The following is a 17999-nucleotide window of genomic DNA, read 5'->3' on the forward strand; positions in this document are numbered from 1 at the left end:
AAAAAGGACTGCGAAAGCAGTCCTTTTTTATTGTCTATACTCAGCACTAAATGAATACAGTTATGTTTCAAGCTAAAAATTAGCCTTGAGAAACCATTACCATTGCAGGGCGCAGTAAACGCTCATTCAATGTGTAGCCCTTCTGCATTACCATCATTACAGTGTTTGCAGGGAAATCAGCGCTTGGCTGCATTCCAATCGCTTGATGAAGTTCAGGATTAAATGCATCACCCTGTGGATCAACTTGAACTAAACCAAACTTCTCAACAGTGCTGACGAAACCTTTAGCGGTTAGTTCAACACCTTCATAGATTGCTTTAGTCGCTTCAGCTTCTGCATCGGTACCTTGTAATGCACGCTCCATGTTATCTAATACAGGGAGTAATTCGTTGATGAACTTTTCTAAAGCGAACTTATGCGCTTTTTCTACATCCATTGCCGAACGACGACGAATATTATCAACTTCAGCAGCAGCTCGGATCACAGAATCTTTCTGTGATTCCACTTTAGCTTCAGCTTCTTGCAAAGCTTTTTCCAACTCTTCAACACGGAAGTTTGCTTGAGTTAGCTCATCCATTAAAGCGCCTTCATCAGTCGCTTCAACGCCATTTTCGTTAAGCAATTCGCCTTCGACGATCTCTTCAACTTGGTTATCTTGTGCTTTGTTTGTTTCGTTGCTCATTTTTGCTCCAGCTAAAAATGCTTTGTTTCTGCATGCTCTGGGCATATTATGGGGATCAAATTTAAGGTTTCAAGGCCTAAAGCTGGATCTAACATAAATTATGAGCAATACGTTTCAAACAATTGGTCTAATTGGTAAGCCCAACCATAAAGGGACGACTCAGACCTTAAAAAGGTTACACCACTGGCTAAGCATGCAAGGCTATAAGGTATTAGTCGAAGAACGCGTCGCTGGTGAGCTTGGACCTCTTGCTCAGTCGGTAGACCTATTAGAAATAGGAAAACAGTGTGACTTAGCCATCGTTGTTGGTGGTGACGGTAATATGCTTGGTGCTGCGCGAGTCCTTGCAAGGTTCAATATCGGGGTTATCGGGGTTAACCGTGGTAACTTAGGCTTTTTAACTGATTTACCTCCGGATTCATTTGAAGAAGCATTATCAAAAGTACTCGAAGGTGAATTTGAAATTGAGCAGCGCTTTTTACTTGAAGCTGAAGTGCATCGCCATGGCGAACTGAAATCTAGCAATACAGCAGTAAACGAGGCCGTACTTCACCCGGGTAAAATCGCGCATATGATTGAGTTTGAAGTCTATATTGATGACAAATTCATGTATAGCCAACGCGCAGACGGCATGATTATCTCAACACCGACAGGGTCAACCGCCTACTCGCTTTCTGCTGGCGGTGCTATTTTAACCCCTAACCTTGCAGCAATGATCTTAGTGCCTATGTTTCCGCATACACTTTCATGCAGGCCAATTGTTGTTGATGCCGCGAGTATTATCAAATTAAAGGTTTCTCCCCATAACGGCGACAACTTAGAAGTGAGCTGTGATGGCCATGTACACCTTTCTGTGTTACCCGGTGATGAAATCATCATTAAACGTAGTGAAGAAACCTTAAGACTGGTGCACCCAAAAGGTCATAACTATTTTCACGTACTGCGAACTAAGCTTGGTTGGGGTAGTAAATTGTTCTAATAGCAATCAGTATAAAGATAATATCTCGCCGGTAGTCTACTTTGTGCTATCGGCAAACTTTCTCGTAGCTCTCATCTAATCAGTCCGTACATTTCCTAACATTAGCTGTTAGTAAACTACAGTTTTTACTTTGTTCAAAACTTGACGTTAAAAACAGCATCGTTTTCCTTTAAACTACTAAATCAACATAAACATTAACTTAGGTTAATAATGATAATTAAAACCGAATAGCTAAAGCCAAAATAGAGATATAGATCACACTTGCAGAGCTGGAATAGCTCATTAGTCAATATCGATTAAGAAAGTTTACGATCAAATAAAGGCTATTCTCACCGCCATCAGATACATTTTGATACCTTCTACACTTATTTTTCCTATCTCCAACCTAAAAACCATCAAACCCTAGCACTACCACCAATATTTTGAGTGATCAAGATCACACCTACACAACAAGTAAAACTGTGATCGCTCTCACTAATGGCATTATCGACCACAATTAGGGGGGAGTATGATCCAGATCATATTTGTAAAATGCTAAATCACGTTTAGTACACACCTTAATCCATTACAACTAAAAGTTAATAGGTGGATTGATAACAAAACCAAAGAAGTGAGCCACTCAAATTTAGCTATTTGAAGTAGAAATTGAAGTTAGATACAGAAATATAAATCAAACGAGGCACGCATGACCTTTATTCAACTACTCGCAAGCTTAACGCCAATTATCAGCGTAATGCTGTTTTTAGTCCTATTGCGGATGCCCGCATCTAGGGCTATGCCAATCTCCATGGTTTTTACCGGTCTTGCCGCTGTATTTATCTGGAAAATGGATACCACTTTTTTAGCCGCTTCGGTGGTAGAGGGCTTGCTATCAGCATTAACGCCGCTCACCATTATTTTTGGCGCGGTATTCTTACTTAATACCCTTAAATATTCTGGCGCAATGGATACTATACGCGCAGGCTTTACCAACATTAGTGGCGACGCCCGCGTACAGGTAATCATCATCTGTTGGCTATTTGGCTCCTTTATCGAAGGTTCGGCAGGCTTTGGTACCCCCGCTGCAATTGGTGCGCCACTGCTGGTATTGCTTGGGATCCCACCTATTGGCGCAGCAGTTGTCGCCTTAATTGCTGACTCAACTTCGGTTTCGTTTGGTGCAATTGGCCTACCAGTACTATTTGGTATGGAGCAAGGCTTAACCCAAGGTGGCGCCAATATGGCAGCCGAGCAAATCGCCCAACATGGTGGTAGTTTTGCGGATTTCGCGCAGTTTATTGCCATGCATATGATAACCATTGATTTAGTGACCGGCACGCTTATCCCGTTAACTATGGTTGCTATTCTGACGGGCTTCTTTGGGCGTAATAAGTCATTTAAAGAAGGTTTAGCAATTTGGAAGTTTGCGCTATTTGCCGGTCTTGCCTTTACTGTTCCTGCTTGGCTAATTAACTACTTTGCTGGCCCAGAATTCCCATCAGTTATTGGTGCACTTGTCGGTATGGCTGTGGTGATCCCTGTCGCTAAAAAAGGTTACTTACTACCAAAAGAGCAATGGAATGATTTTGCAGAAAATGATGGCCAAAAACGTGAAGATCTAGCCACTGAAGTTAAATTTTCTCAGCTTGCTGCGTGGTCACCCTATTTAATTATGGCTGCACTACTCGTGTTATCACGCACAGTAGCGCCGCTTAAAGCTTGGTTATCGAGCTTTAATATCAGCTGGACCGGATTACTAGGTACTGAGTTAAAGGCGGGATTTGCCACACTGTACGCGCCAGGGGCTTTCTTTGTCCTAGTGTGTATCTTAGGTTTCTTCCTCTTTAGAATGAAGTCACCTGCGATAAAAGAATCAATCTCTGTCTCGTGTAAATCTATGGTGCCGACGATTATCTCTCTAGGTGCATCAGTACCTATGGTCAAAATCTTCCTCAACTCAGGTGAAAATGCCTCGGGTCTTGCTTCTATGCCAGTGGCGCTTGCCGATACCTTGGCAAATAGTATGGGCGCAGTGTGGGCTTGGGTTTCGCCGATTGTCGGTATCTTCGGTGCCTTCTTATCCGGCTCTGCCACTTTCTCAAATATGATGTTCTCAGGCCTACAATACAGTGTTGCCGACAATATTGGCGCTAACCATGCGCTGATTTTGGCGATGCAAGGCATTGGCGCTAACGCCGGTAACATGATGTGCGTGATGAACGTTGTGGCAGCTGCAACCGTTGTAGGCATGGCGGGACGTGAATCAGAAATTATCCGCAAGACGATGCCAGTGGCACTAGGCTATGCTTTAGTCGCCGGTACTATCGCTGCAATTTGGGGTGGCTTCTAGCCTCCTCATTGCTGAACAATAAAAAAACAAAATAATAATATCGAAAAAGCCGCATAGACTGCGACTTTATTCACTCAAAAGATGTGTGTGAGATAAAAAAATGTCGATTAATTATGAAGCTGTATTAAGAGATTTACGTAAACAAGTTGGTGAACAAGCCGCAACTAACGACCCTGTACGCCGCTTTGCCTGGTCAACTGATGCCAGTTACTTTCGCATCGTGCCTGAAATCGTGGTGCATGCCGATACCTTAGAGCAAGCCAAACGCACCCTTGCCATTGCCCGTACTTACGGAGCACCTGTGACCTTTCGTGCTGCCGGTACCAGTTTATCAGGCCAAGCAATTGGCGAAGGTATTTTGCTAATTCTTGGCCATGATGGCTTTAGAACATTGACGGTTAGCGAAGATGCATCACAAATTACTTTAGGTACTGCCGTTATTGGCGCCGATGCCAACGCCGTATTAAAGCCATTAAATAAGAAAATTGGTCCAGATCCAGCAACTCTGGCTTCAGCAAAAATCGGCGGCATTGTGTCAAATAACGCCTCTGGTATGTGCTGTGGTACCGCGCAAAACAGTTACCAAACTATCGCTTCAGCCAAATTGCTGTTTGCCGATGGCACGGAGCTAGATACGGGTTGTGAAGCGTCAAAAGCGGCATTTAGTCAATCGCACCCTCAGCTTTTACAAGAACTAACCGAGCTGGCACAGTTAACGATTAACAACAGCACGCTTGCTGCACGAATTCGCAAAAAATTCTCCATTAAAAACACAACAGGTTATAGCCTTAACGCCTTAGTGGACTTTAGCGATCCTTTTGAGTTAATTAATCACCTAATTGTCGGCGCTGAAGGCACACTCGCCTTTGTAGAAGAGGTCACTTACAACACTGTTGATGAAGCACGCTTTAAAGCATCAGCCATGGCGGTATTTTTTAATATGGAAGATGCCGCGCGCGCCGTGCCACCCATAGTGGGCGATAGCGTAGCAGCAGCCGAGCTACTAGACTGGGCATCAATCAAAGCCGTAACCGGTAAAGCGGGCATGCCAGAATGGTTGGCCCAACTGCCTGAAGGCGCTGCAATCTTGTTGATTGAGTCACGCGCTAACGACAAATCAACGTTAGACAGTTATACCCAAGACGTTATCGCGAAGCTTGCTCATATCGAAACTGAGCGCCCTATTACCTTCAGTGATGACCCTGCTGTATTTGGCCAATACTGGGCAATGCGCTCAGGTCTATTCCCCATTATCGGTGGTGAGCGCCCTAAAGGCACCTCAGTTATTATTGAAGATGTTGCTTTTGAACTAGAACACTTAGCCGCAGCAGCAAATGATTTAACTGAGTTATTCCATAAGCATAATTACCCTGAGGGGGTTATTTATGGTCATGCTCTTGCGGGTAACTTCCACTTCATCATTACCCCAACGTTTAACTCTCAGGCCGACATTGAGCGCTTCCATGCCTTTATGCAAGACGTTGCCGAGATGGTGATCAATAAATACGACGGTTCAATGAAAGCCGAGCACGGTACAGGCCGGGCGGTGGCGCCTTTTGTTGAAATGGAATGGGGCAGCGACGCTTATACCTTGATGAAGCGTATTAAGCAGATTTTTGATCCTGAAGGATTATTAAACCCAGGTGTTATTCTTAACGACGACAGCCAGATTCACGTTAAGAATATCAAACCTTGCCCTGTGGTCGATGACTTAGTCGACAAGTGTATTGAATGCGGATTTTGTGAGAAAACCTGCCCTACCTCTGCACTGAATATGTCGCCGCGTCAGCGTATTGCAACCTTGCGTGAAATTGAGCGTCTAGAACAATCCGGTGACAAGCAAGCCGCTAGCGAAATGCGCGCAGCGGCAAAATATGACGTTGTAGATACCTGCGCTGCCTGTCAGCTCTGTACTATCGCCTGCCCTGTCGATAACAGCATGGGTAACCTTGTACGCAAACTGAGAACGCCATATATCAGTACTACAGAGCAAAAGGTACTCGACTTTCAAGCCAAACACTTTGGCGCGGTTAACCAAGTGATTAGCACTGGCTTCAATGCCCTTGGTACGGTGCACAAAATTACCGGTAGCGCGATAACTGGCGCAATAATGAAAGCCGGTCGCGTGGTAAGTAAAGAAGTGCCTTATTGGAACCCTGATTTTCCAAAGGGCGGTAAACTGCCTAAGCTTAGCGCACCTATACCTGGTCAAGAAACCGTGGTTTACTTCCCGGCCTGTGGTGGTCGTACTTTTGGTCCGACACCAAAAGATCCTGATAATCGCAGCTTACCAGAAGTCATTGTCACCCTGCTTGAACGCTCAGGTTATAACGTGATCACCCCAGAGAAGACTCGCGACTTATGTTGCGGTCAAATGTGGGAATCAAAAGGTGATTTTAAAAATGCCGACGCTAAACGCATAGAGCTAATCGAAGCGGTAGCAGCTATGACTCAAGGTGGTAAGTTACCAGTAATTATCGACGCCCTATCATGTACCTACCGTACATTAGCCGGTGACAAATCGCTGACAGAAAAAGTAGAAATTGTCGATATGGTTGATTTCATCCATGACAAACTGCTTGATAAGCTGACTATTAGTCGTAAGAAGCCTGCAGTAGCCCTGCACTTAGGTTGTAGCGCACGTAAGATGAAGCTTGAACCTAAAATGGAAGCGATTATTGCGGCTTGTAGTCAGCAAACTGTTCGCCCTGCAGGTATAGATTGCTGTGGTTACGCCGGTGAAAAAGGCCTTTATAAACCTGAAATCAACGCCAGCGCCCTGCGTAATATTAAAAAACTCATCCCTGTTGATGTTAGTGAAGGCTACTACGCTAACCGTATGTGTGAAGTGGGCTTAACTCAACACAGTGGTATCTCTTATCGTCATCTGGCGTACCTTTTAGAAGAATGTACCCGCTGATAATTACGTTAAAATAACCGTATCAACACCCAGTTAGGGGCTGCTCTTGCCCCTAACATTCCTGACCTCGCATAAACCTTCACCTCACGCTGACCCAACTAACCATTTTTAGATACCTCCTTATCCAACAAAGCCACAGAAAGCCAAATTAACCTTGAAATACAATTATATATATTGTTTTCATTTTTGCAAAAGTCGCTAAGTTTATTTACTAAATTAGCACTACTTTTTATAGGGGTATCGGCCTATATTTATTAAGTGAGTAAATAAAGGCGAATATCCGTTTGAGATGAAGTCGGCTTCTAGAGCAGGCTTTTTTGCGGTTACTTTTTACGGTTATTTCCTACGGTTAAAAGTCGCTAACAATGTCTGAAAAAATAGAAGAGAAACTACAATGAAGATAGCCCTTTTCATTCCATGTCTAGTCAACCAGATGGTTCCAGAAGTGGGGATCGCCACCTTAGAATTATTAGAAAAACTCGGTCATCAAGTCATATTGCCTCAAGGGCAAACCTGCTGCGGCCAGCCAATGACTAACTCTGGTTGCTATAACGAAGCCAAAAAAACCACCTTGAAATTGCTTAATGCTTTTAAAGGCGTTGAGTGTGATGCCATCGTGTGTCCTGCCGCTTCATGTCTTGTGGCGGCAAAAGAAAACTTCCACGAGTTTGATAGCAGCCCTGAAGCACAAGCTGTGATTGATAAGCTGTATGAGCTTACCGAATTTCTGCACGATGTTTCTCCTATTCCAGCATTTAGCAAACCCTTCCCACACAAGATCAGCCTACAAATGAGCTGCCATGGCATTCGTATGCTGGACTTAGCGACCCCTAGCGAGCAAATGGGTCCGAGAATGAACAAATTCGAAGCCGTACTGGCCGCCATTCCTGAAATTGAAATTGTCTATCCAGACCGCCGCGATGAATGCTGTGGTTTTGGTGGTACTTTTGCCCTCGATGAAGGTGCTGTATCTGCCAAAATGGGCAAAGATAAAGCACAAGCCCATGCTGAAACGGGCGCAGCTTATGCTGTTGGCTTTGATCCATCTTGCTTGCTCCATATCGATGGCATGGTGAGAAGGCAAAAGCTGCCGATAGAGACTCGCCATATTGCTCAAGTCATTAACGCCGCGCTTTAGGAGGACTTATGTCGACTTCAACATCAGCTGTTCATGCCCATAAAGCGGAGATTTTTTGTAAAGATGAATCTCGAGTCGATTGGCATTCAAAAGCACTTTGGATGCTACGTGAAAAACGTGACCGCGCAGCAGGGAGTTTGCCGGAATGGGAACAACTGCGCCAAATCGGCTCAGAGATGAAACTGCATACGCTTACTCACTTAGCGCAATACTTAGAAGAGTTTGAGCAAAACTGTCTAAATAATAATATTCAAGTGCACTGGGCCAAAGATGGCGCAGAGCATAACCGTATTGTGCACAACATTTTGGCCAAGCATGAAGTAAAAAAACTAGTAAAATCTAAGTCGATGCTTACCGAAGAATGTCACATGAATCCTTATTTAGATGAGCGCGGCATTGAGGTGATTGATACCGATTTAGGTGAGCGTATTATTCAGCTAGCTGGCCAGCCACCATCACATATTGTGGTACCGGCGATTCATCTAAAAAAAGAGGAAGTAGGCGATCTATTCCATGACAAACTGGGTACTGATGCTGGCGCTTCTGACCCACTTTATCTAACTCGCGCCGCCCGTGCACATCTGCGTGAGCAATTCTTGTCGGCCGATGCGGCTATGACAGGGGTGAATATGGCGATTGCCGATAAAGGTGCTGTTGTGGTGTGTACCAACGAAGGTAATGCCGATATGGGCGCTAACTTACCTAAGTTGCAATTGCATTCGATGGGCATAGACAAGATAGTGCCGAATATTGATAGCGCGGCGGTTCTATTGCGTACGCTTGCCAGAAACGCAACCGGCCAGCCTATTACCACTTACAGCTCGTTTTATCGTGGCCCACAAGATGGCGGCGAGATGCATGTGATTATTGTCGATAACGGCCGTACTGATATGCTCAAAGACAAAATTTTAGCGGAATCATTAAAATGTATTCGCTGTGGTGGTTGCCTAAATACTTGCCCTGTTTATCGCCGATCAGGTGGTTACAGCTACAACTACACCATTCCAGGTCCTATCGGTATTGCAGTAGGCGCTAAAAATGATGATACCAATTCAATCCCGTGGGCTTGTACTTTATGTGGTAGCTGCTCTTATGTGTGCCCAACTAAAGTACCACTAGATAAGATTATCCATCATCATCGACGCCTCAAAGCGGAAGCCGGCAAACTGCCTTATGGCAAAGCCAGTTACATGCCATTAGTAGGTAAGTTTATGGCCAGCGAAACCGCGCTTAACTGCTCAATGAGTGTGGCGCGTACAGCGCTTAAAATTCTACCGGGTAGCTTACTCAAGCCATTTTCAGGCGCTTGGGGGAAATACCGCGAGTTACCAGTAGCACCTAACTCAAGCTTTGAAGCTTGGTTTAAGAAAAACAGAGGCTAAAAACATGTCTAGCAAACTCGAGATTCTTAACGCGCTAAAAAGCGCAGCGATTGCGCCTCAAGCTATGCCAGTTATTGACATCGCACCCCGTATCGATGATGTAGTTGGGCAATTTGAAACGAGCCTCAACACAGTTGCTGGCACTTTGCACCGTGAGGGTGGTTTAGCTAAGCTGCAAACTCAAGTTGATGAACATATTGCACAGGGCATGCAAATTATCTCTATGGTTGACGGTATTATAGGTAACCGTGAAGTCACCGATACAGCCCATCAACTAAGAGATATTGATTACGCGGTGATCCCTGGTGATTTAGGTGTGGCGGAAAATGGTGCTATCTGGGTTAATAATAAAAACCTTGGCCATCGTGTTACGCCGTTTATCTGTGAAAACCTGTTTCTCGTACTAGAGGCAAAAACCATTGTGGCTAATATGCATCAAGCTGCGAGCCGTATAACGTTGGATTCAGGTGAGTTCGGTACTTTTATCGCAGGACCATCTAAAACAGCTGACATTGAACAAGCCTTGGTTGTTGGCGCCCACGGCGCCTGTAGTCTTAACGTTTACTTGGTGTAGCCCAACCACCATTGATCAAAATCAAAAAAGCCCTAATCACAATTAGGGCTTTTTCAGCAGCTGTGAACACAATACAAACTGATCAGTACTTTACCTTTTCTCGATATAATACTCTAACTGAACCCTCACCTCTTTGGCCTCAACCGCTTTACCATCAACAAACTTAGGCGCATAACGCCATTGCTTTAATGCCAGTAGTGACTCAGTTGCAAACTTTTCACCGCCAATCGTATCAATAACAACAGGATCTCTTACAAAACCCATTTCATCAATAGTAAAACTTAGCTGAGCGGAACCACTCTTACCCATGCGAGCGTAAGATATCGGATAATCGGGATTTTTGCGAAACAGTGGCGTTGGCTCAATATCCTCTTTCCAAGGCTTCATACTACCAATCGCAATACAATGCTGAGTCGACTTTTCACTTTCGCCATCAAGCTCATAAATCTGTACTAACTTGGCATGAGCGGCCAACTCGTATGGGTGATTATAATCAAGCTTTTGAAATTGCGTAATAACAGCTAAAAATAGCGCTTCGGATTCATCATAATCTTTTTCGGCAAAACGTATATTTGCTACTCTAAAGCTGTTGAGTACTCGCTTCATCGCATCTTCTGGAAGCAATTCACTGTAGGCCTCATGCGCATCAAACGCATAATTGCGCACCTTACGGGTGTAATAACGTGAATTTACTAATCGCTCAAAATAAGCCATCTTAGTATCAGCGATGACCATTGCATTATCTGAGTCTTCGGCGATATCAAGTGCATCATCTAGATATTCACGAGCATATTTTTTACTGCTGGCGTCACTTAATCCCAAAAGTGGATCGATAAGCTCGATGCCATCGTCACCATAACGCTCACGGTAAATTTTTAATGTCTCTTCATAAAGCTCAAATGCTTGTGGTTGTAGCACTTTCGCCTTCTGTTTTACCTCTTTTTCAAAGGTTTGCTTAGACATATTAGCAATTAACGCATTGCCAGCATTTAACGCTAAATTACCGGTATTTATACTGTCAGCGCCAAACTTAACCTTACCTAGCTCATAAGATTGCAATGCATAACGCTCTGTGTCGGCTTTATTTTTTTCTGTTACCGCGGTTTGATACGCTGAATATACATCGCCAAATTCAGAGGCGTAAGCGGCTGCAGTTACTGTAAGCGCACTCGTTAATATAGCAGCTTTAAATAGATTAGATTTTATTGAAGTCTTAAACATGAAAAGTCCTTATTTCATCAAGCACTACTGCTATTGGTTATGTTTGTTCTTCTGTCAATTGCTTAAATTTCACTAATGCAACTTTCGCATGAGGGACAATGAAAATCAACCGCGGTTATAACAGCCACAAAGCAGCGATTGTTAATTAACGGCATTTATCATTTTCTACCTAAGCCATAAACTTGCTATTAGTTCGCTTCATTATCCACGCCATCCAAATCACCAAAATCGTGCTGCAAGTCGCTAATGAAATCCACACACCCGGCACCCCAAAAGCCCAGGCAAACACATATAAAATGGCAGCGAATAAAATCAGTTTTGCACCCGTTAAAATAGAGGCTTCTTTTGAGTAATTAATTGCTTGGAAAAATGATGCCCCCACCAGTAATAAACCTTCCATCGGTAAGCCCCAGAAATACCAGCGCATGCCCTCGGTGGCGATTGGCGTGAGTAAGGTGTTATCGCCAGCAAAAATATACACAAACAATTGCGGCACTGAATAAATAAAGATAAGCCCTAGCGCCGCACATATTAGCGTAACAGTGAAAGCCATTTTTAATGCCTGCTTCACTCTATCAAAGCGTTTTGCCCCAGCATTAAAACTCAAAATAGGCTGCACGCCAAAGGCGATACCTTCAAATAGCAGGTAGAAGAAAGCTTCGGTATAACTGACCACGCCATAAGCTGCCACGTGCAAAGGTGTGCCCACCGTAAGAAACGCCACATTGTGTAATGTCAGTACCACGGTCAGATACATGTTCATTAAAAAGCTTGGGGTGCCAACACGGATAATATTGATGCAGTGATCCCACTTCAGCTTCATCTGCTCAAGGTTAATTCCTAACTCAGTTCTGTTGGAAAAAAAGTGCTGCAAACACAAGGCACCGGTAACAGCTTGAGAAATCATGGTGGCAATGGCTGCCCCCATTAGTCCATAGGGGAATACCACAATGAGTAGCCAATCAAGGATAGTGTTTAGTACACCACCTAAAATTAATACACAGGTGACGAATCCTGGGCGACCGTCATTACGTAAAAGTGCGCTAAACGCCATCGACACGATGGGGAATGTACCTAAAGCGAAATACCAAAACAGATAGTCATCAGCGCTATTTAGCACCTCACCTTCTGCGCCAAGCAAAACCAGAATGTCTCTTGAAAAGTAACAACCCAATATCGTTGTGATAAGCCCAGATATAAGGCATAAACTAAAGGTGTTGCCCAAGATCCGCCGTGCAATATGTGGCTCACCTTGACCTTGATGAATGGAGACTAACGCCGCTCCGCCCATACCTAAAGTTGCACCGATAGCATAGAGAATGGCCGCAATTGGGTAAGCCAAAATCATACCGGCTAGCCCCACCTCGCCTAGATAGTGACCAATAAACATACCGTCAATGGTGACGTAAATTCCGGTCACTAACATAGATAAAATAGTAGGAATGCTATAGCGCCAAAACAGTTTAGCGATAGGCTCTGTCACCATAGGTGATTCTTTATTTACAGGCTCGGTATTACCAACGGCGACTGTGTGTTCTGTCATGATAATGCTCTAATTATTATTTTATTTATCAGGTCTCTAAATTTTTATTTTTAAGTGCCACTGTCAGTATTACAACCACAATGCAATTATGCACCTAATCGAGTTGCAGCTTGTAATAATGCCGCCTCGATGTCTTGAGGGTTTACTTCTGACATAGACAACAACTCAATGCGAGAGTCCATTGCATCATCAAGTTCAACAACCGATAGCTCACCATCGACACCATTAAAACCGGCAATGCCCTCTTCGGTGATCATTACCGCTTTAACTCGTGCAACCTGTAAGCTTTTAATAAAAGATAGGATCTGGTCAAAGTCGAATTCATAACTTGGATCAAACACCCAGCCATAGCTATAAAAACCATCACCTTGATTAAGCTTACATAGGATCCCACGAGGATCAAATTGCACTATTTGCTCAGGTTCAGCCTCTGAAAATAGTGGGCTATAATTAATATCCACTAACCTTGGTGTGCTCGCAGGCTGGATAAACGAGCCAATAACGGCTTTCGTCGTATGAGTTGTTTGATGAGACTGTGACAATAGCGCCATCACCTGAGCAATACTTTCATCTGCCTGTTGTAAACTCCACGGCACGATTTCTAGCTGATGATTCTCTAACGGATGATTAGCAAGCTGATCATCGATATTATTTGCCTGTCGTACTCGCGCCAAATAGTCAGTTAGTTGACCGAGTGATGATGCTGCATAACGATCAGATTTGCTGGCAATTACAGCATCAGCCACCTGTAATTGCTGATTAAAAATCTCATGCTCTGTATAACGAGTGTCAGACAACTTTCTGGCATCCACTAAAGTGATACAGGCTTTCATCGCCAACACTTGCTGATAATGTGGCTGAGTGAGTACCTTTAGTACCTCTTTAGGATGCCCTAAACCTGTTGGTTCAATCAGCAATCTATCTGGCTTCGCTTTAGCAATAAGCTGGTTTATTGCCACCTGCATCGGAACGCCGGCTGCGCAGCACATACACCCACCAGCCACTTCTTTAATTTGAACCTTAGCCTCGGTGCTATCTATCAGTCCTGCATCAATGCCTACTTCACCAAACTCATTAACCAACACCGCCCATACCTCACCTTCAGGCTTATGGCGTAACAGGCTTTTAATTAAAGACGTTTTACCGACACCTAAAAAACCGGTAATCACATTCGTTGGAATAATTTTGTGGATCATGGCTTTGACTCAGCTATTTTCAAATTGGCACAGAGTCTAATCGTTAATACACGAAGTTGTCACCCTACTAACAAGGATTGTACTGATTTTATCAATGTTTAGAGCTGGCTATAACTTCGTCAAAATCTACAGCGTATGCTATGTTGATTACAGGGGAAATCAGCGATTTACCGATGGAGCGACGCCAATCTATGTCCGTTAAACTACTCTATGCGCCACTCTTGCTAATGGCGAACTTGCTAATGGCAATAGTACTTGCGCCCCCATGTGATGCAGAGCAATGGAGCGATGTAAATACTCCCGTATTAACAGAAGCAAGCCAAAACATCGACGCCAAGGTGAACGCTCTTCCAGAGTTACACCTTGCCACAATTCGCAGTCAAAATAGCGCAGCTAACCTGCTATTAAGCGTATTTAACCAACAACAAGCTCATTGCCAACTACTAAAAAACCAATTACAGAGTTATAAAGCCACTCCCAGTGCGGTTAACTGGGCTCAGGTCAATAGTACTAAGTTATCACTCGACAGTTTAAACAGAAATAAGGCTGAATTACTGCAATATGTAAGCCCGAGAATTTATGACAAATTCACAGGCTTTGGCCCTGATGGTGTTAGGCAAATCCTGCTTGAAGCTCAAAGCGCAGAGGCGGTGCTGAATTTTCAGCTCGTGTCACAATTAAAAAACCTCACTGACTTTACAGCAGACTTAACAGTATCTCCTTTCCCTCTTTTAGTGCTCATCGTTAAGTTAATTATCATTTTTGTCATACTGAGATGGTGGCTCAATATTGGGCCTAGGCTTATCTTGGCTCAGCTAGAAAAAAATAAATCGGTACGAGTAAAAAGAGAACCACTAAGCGGTATTTTTTGGCGATACCTAAATAAAATACACAAAACGTTAGCGTGGTTTATTGCCATCTCATTGGCGATGAGTTTATTAGAAGCTTTGCCGGGATTTAACAGTGTTAGCTATTTAAAGATTATCGTTAACTGGGCATTTTCTGCCGCCATTATTATTCGCTTACTCAGCGAATTTACCGCCCACCATAGCCACCACAATAATAAGTCTGAGATTGTTACTTTACGTGTTGCCACCCTCAAACGCTGGGTATGGTTAATCATGGCCGCGGGGATCACCTTAAAATCCACCGCCCTCAGTGTTTATCAAGGCACTATTTACGCCTGGGTTGAAACAGTTATATTGCTACTGCTGCTCATCTTACTCATTAAGACACTCGTCGATTGGCGTAGTATTGTTTTCAAGCAATTAAGCTTAGATGATGATCATCCGGATTACATTGCTTGGGCAATAAAAGTCCAAAACAATTGGCTATTGTCACCTGTTGCAACGCTACTGGGTATTTTCAGATTATTTTACCTGCGTGCTTTCCAAGAACTGTTTAATAACCTCTCACGCTACCAAGCCTTTAAGCATGCAATAGCCTACTTTTTCAGAGTGGAAGTGGCCAAACAAAGCTTAGCCGATAAAGAAAACAGCAATATGGTACGTATAAAAGGTGACGATACCTTTTTATACGTACAACCTGGCCATGAAGACAGTGAGTTAATTGAAGATTACGCAAAAAACGAACTAGATGAACTGGCACAATATGTTCTTGCCCCTATCCCCGCGCTAGCATTGGTTTACAGTGAACGAGGTTTAGGCTTAACCACACTTTTCAAGCAGCTACTGCACCGGTCGAAATCAGAACACGCTATCTATGTAAATTGCCCTTACGGTGGCTATACGCCGCTTATTGCTGAAATTAATGCATCGCTTGGTCTAGAAGGGGAAGCCAATGAGGCCGAACTCATCAGCCATCTGCGCCAATCAGAATATAGATACATCCTATGCATTGATAATTGTCAGCGCCTAGTGAGTCCGAAAGTGAACGGGCTCACCGACTTAATGAAGCTCAGTAAATTATTACGCCGCGGTAGAAACCAACATGGCGCCGTTATCGGCATGGAGCAATCAGCATGGCGCTTTATTGATCGCGCCCGTGGAGAGCGTTTGTTATTCGACAAAGTCATTGCTATGCCGCGCTGGAACGAAAAGCAAATAGCCGCCTTACTGTGTAGCAGAATAGATACCGAAGGAGAATATGCCTTGAGTTTTGCCGGATTAAAACTGCCTCGGCAATGGGATGAGCAAGATCTCAGTGAACTGCAACGAGCAGAGCAAGGATTTTACCGTATTCTATGGGACTACTCTGACGGCAATCCTACCGTTGCACTGCGATTTTTTAGAATGTCGCTACATAAAGATAAAACTAACGGTAACGTGTTTGTAAGGATCTTTAGTGCCCCTGATGCCAAAGAATTAGAAACCATGCCTAAACCTATGTTGGCTGTCCTGCGTGCGATTGTGCAGCTGGAGGTAGCCTCAGCTGAAGAGCTATCTGACTGCACCCAGTTAGGCTTTTCTGAAGTGCTTAATACCCTGCGTTATTTTCAAAATCGCGGTTTTGTTGAGCTCGTTGATGATAAAGCCCGCATATCCGCCCATTGGTTTAGATATATAACTAACACGCTCCATAATCAGCACTTATTGGTGAAATAGATGAAGATAAACCACCTCTTTAGGTTATTCGTCAGCGGCGCTTTATTATGTGCAGCCCTGCCAGCCTACGCCGAATCAAGCCCTGCGAACCTAGATAGCCTGACTGAAATCGCCAGCTTGATCCGCTGGAGCGGCGTATTCATCTCGCTTATCGTGGTGTTTATTGCCTGGCTAATGCTTAAGTTTACCCAGAACTTGGTAGATTCAATCGGTAATCAATTTGCACAACGGCGTATGCTAGCGCAAAAGCTGCAATCCTTCTTTCAGTTCTTTGTTTATATGACCGCAGGGATCTCGGTCTTCATGCTCAGTTTTCGAGTCGATGATAGAGTACTCACTCTTATTGGTGGCACCTTGGCGGTATCAATTGGTTTTGCGATGAAAGATCTCGCCGCCTCGTTTATTGCAGGCTTAACGGTAATGATAGACAGGCCGTTTCAAGTCGGTGATAGAGTGACATTTGAAGGCCACTATGGCGACATCGTCACTATCGGCTTACGTTCAGTACGTATGCAGACTCTAACCGATGACATTATCACGATCCCCAATAGCAAGTTCTTAAGTGACGTGGTGATTAGCGGTAATTACGGTGCTTTAGATATGCAGGTGGTGATCCCGTTTTATGTCGCCCTTGACCAAGATCTTACCTTAGCCAGTGATATCATTCGTGAAGCGGCTGCATCAAGCCGCTATATCCACCTACCTAAGCCAATAGTTGTCTTAGTTAAACAAGATATTAGCGACAGCTATTTTGCCATCAAACTAACGCTGAAAGCCTATGTGCTAGATATAAAATATGAAAAGCTATTTGAGACTGATATAACCCTTAGAGTAATGCAAGAATTTAAAAAACAAAGTATCTGCCCGCCAACAATCATACAAAGCACTAAAATTTCTCGCTAATGATGTGCAAAGAAACTGTTGTTATTAACCTAATGAAAAACAGCGTAACGTCAAAAGCGCAAATAAATTGCAGCCATTATCGCTTATCAGCCTTTGCAATAACGGCTTAAACCACAACCTTGCTTTAGCGGATCTCAGTTGATGTAATGACGATTAATATAATCACACCAAAGGTCAGAATCTTTAGAAGGGAGATTAGCTTTCCCTCTTATGCCAAGTTTAAATTCAATCACTGAGCGCCATTCAAGCGAGCCAAGATCGGGACCATGTCCTTGACCATCGCCAGAGGTTAACTGCTGCTCAACTTTTGCAAACCAAGCTTGATTACAGCTATTGTTAGGCCCTTCATCAGCGCCGTTTGGCGAAGTTTTACTCTGTTGCAAAACGGCGTTGTTATTCTCTGGCGCAGGTACTGACTTTTCGCCGCAGCCTGTCAGTAAACCAATTAAAACCGTCAGCACACAGATCTTTAGTAACTTGCTCAACTCTGACTCCTGTTGTTGATTTATCACCCATAAAAAAAGTGAACATACCTTAGGTATATTCACTTCTTTAGCATACTGAAGAA

At 43.8% G+C, this 17999-nt stretch carries 13 protein-coding genes; 8 read left to right on the top strand and 5 right to left on the bottom strand.

From position 1 onward, the window contains the following. Positions 1-79 precede the first annotated feature (79 nt). Positions 80-682, bottom strand: a complete 603-nt coding sequence (gene grpE, locus AB4298_RS15505) for a nucleotide exchange factor GrpE (RefSeq protein ID WP_248998616.1) — start codon at positions 680-682, stop codon at positions 80-82. 100 nt (positions 683-782) lie between these two features. Between grpE and nadK the strand changes: the two genes are divergently transcribed. The 6 genes from nadK (at position 783) to AB4298_RS15535 (ending at position 10004) form a co-directional block, all read left to right on the top strand. Then, on the top strand, positions 783-1661 hold the full coding sequence (nadK, locus tag AB4298_RS15510; RefSeq protein WP_248998617.1) for an NAD(+) kinase: 879 nt from the start codon (positions 783-785) through the stop codon (positions 1659-1661). Between the two features lie 685 nt (positions 1662-2346). Then, positions 2347-3990 (top strand): L-lactate permease, encoded by a 1644-nt coding sequence (locus AB4298_RS15515; protein ID WP_248998618.1) that lies wholly within the window; start codon positions 2347-2349, stop codon positions 3988-3990. Between the two features lie 100 nt (positions 3991-4090). Continuing rightward, positions 4091-6910 carry an FAD-binding and (Fe-S)-binding domain-containing protein gene (locus AB4298_RS15520; protein ID WP_371987420.1) on the top strand — a complete coding sequence of 940 codons (2820 nt, stop codon included), beginning with the start codon at positions 4091-4093 and terminating at the stop codon, positions 6908-6910. A gap of 394 nt (positions 6911-7304) precedes the next feature. Further along, positions 7305-8048: a (Fe-S)-binding protein gene (locus tag AB4298_RS15525; protein ID WP_371987421.1), complete on the top strand. Its 744-nt coding sequence runs from the start codon at positions 7305-7307 to the stop codon at positions 8046-8048. Between the two features lie 8 nt (positions 8049-8056). Further along, a complete protein-coding gene (locus AB4298_RS15530) occupies positions 8057-9430 on the top strand; it encodes a lactate utilization protein B (RefSeq protein ID WP_371987422.1) in 1374 nt (457 codons plus the stop codon). Between the two features lie 4 nt (positions 9431-9434). Beyond that, a complete protein-coding gene (locus AB4298_RS15535; RefSeq protein WP_371987423.1) occupies positions 9435-10004 on the top strand; it encodes a LutC/YkgG family protein in 570 nt (189 codons plus the stop codon). 90 nt (positions 10005-10094) lie between these two features. On the opposite strand, the gene AB4298_RS15540 is transcribed toward AB4298_RS15535, so the two are convergent. The 3 genes from AB4298_RS15540 to AB4298_RS15550 all read right to left on the bottom strand — a co-directional run bounded on the left by AB4298_RS15540 (position 10095) and on the right by AB4298_RS15550 (position 13964). Continuing rightward, positions 10095-11225 (bottom strand): TonB family protein, encoded by a 1131-nt coding sequence (locus tag AB4298_RS15540; protein WP_371987424.1) that lies wholly within the window; start codon positions 11223-11225, stop codon positions 10095-10097. Positions 11226-11394: 169 nt separating this feature from the next. Further along, positions 11395-12768, bottom strand: a complete 1374-nt coding sequence (locus AB4298_RS15545; RefSeq protein WP_371987425.1) for an MATE family efflux transporter — start codon at positions 12766-12768, stop codon at positions 11395-11397. Positions 12769-12854: 86 nt separating this feature from the next. After that, complete coding sequence (locus AB4298_RS15550; protein ID WP_371987426.1) at positions 12855-13964, bottom strand: CobW family GTP-binding protein; 1110 nt, start codon at positions 13962-13964, stop codon at positions 12855-12857. A gap of 140 nt (positions 13965-14104) precedes the next feature. Between AB4298_RS15550 and AB4298_RS15555 the strand changes: the two genes are divergently transcribed. Both AB4298_RS15555 and AB4298_RS15560 read left to right on the top strand, forming a co-directional pair. Further along, entirely contained in the window at positions 14105-16528 is a 2424-nt protein-coding gene (locus AB4298_RS15555; RefSeq protein WP_248998626.1) for an AAA family ATPase, read from the top strand. Continuing rightward, positions 16529-17431: a mechanosensitive ion channel family protein gene (locus AB4298_RS15560; RefSeq protein ID WP_371987428.1), complete on the top strand. Its 903-nt coding sequence runs from the start codon at positions 16529-16531 to the stop codon at positions 17429-17431. Between the two features lie 134 nt (positions 17432-17565). Here the strand turns inward: AB4298_RS15560 and AB4298_RS15565 are convergent, their stop codons facing one another. Beyond that, the gene (locus AB4298_RS15565) at positions 17566-17916 is read right to left on the bottom strand and encodes a hypothetical protein (protein WP_248998628.1); all 351 of its coding nucleotides are present in this window, start codon (positions 17914-17916) and stop codon (positions 17566-17568) included. Positions 17917-17999 lie beyond the last annotated feature (83 nt).

It is taken from the genome of Shewanella sp. 10N.261.52.F9, from assembly GCF_041471165.1.
Taxonomy (GTDB): Bacteria; Pseudomonadota; Gammaproteobacteria; order Enterobacterales; family Shewanellaceae; genus Shewanella; species Shewanella marinintestina.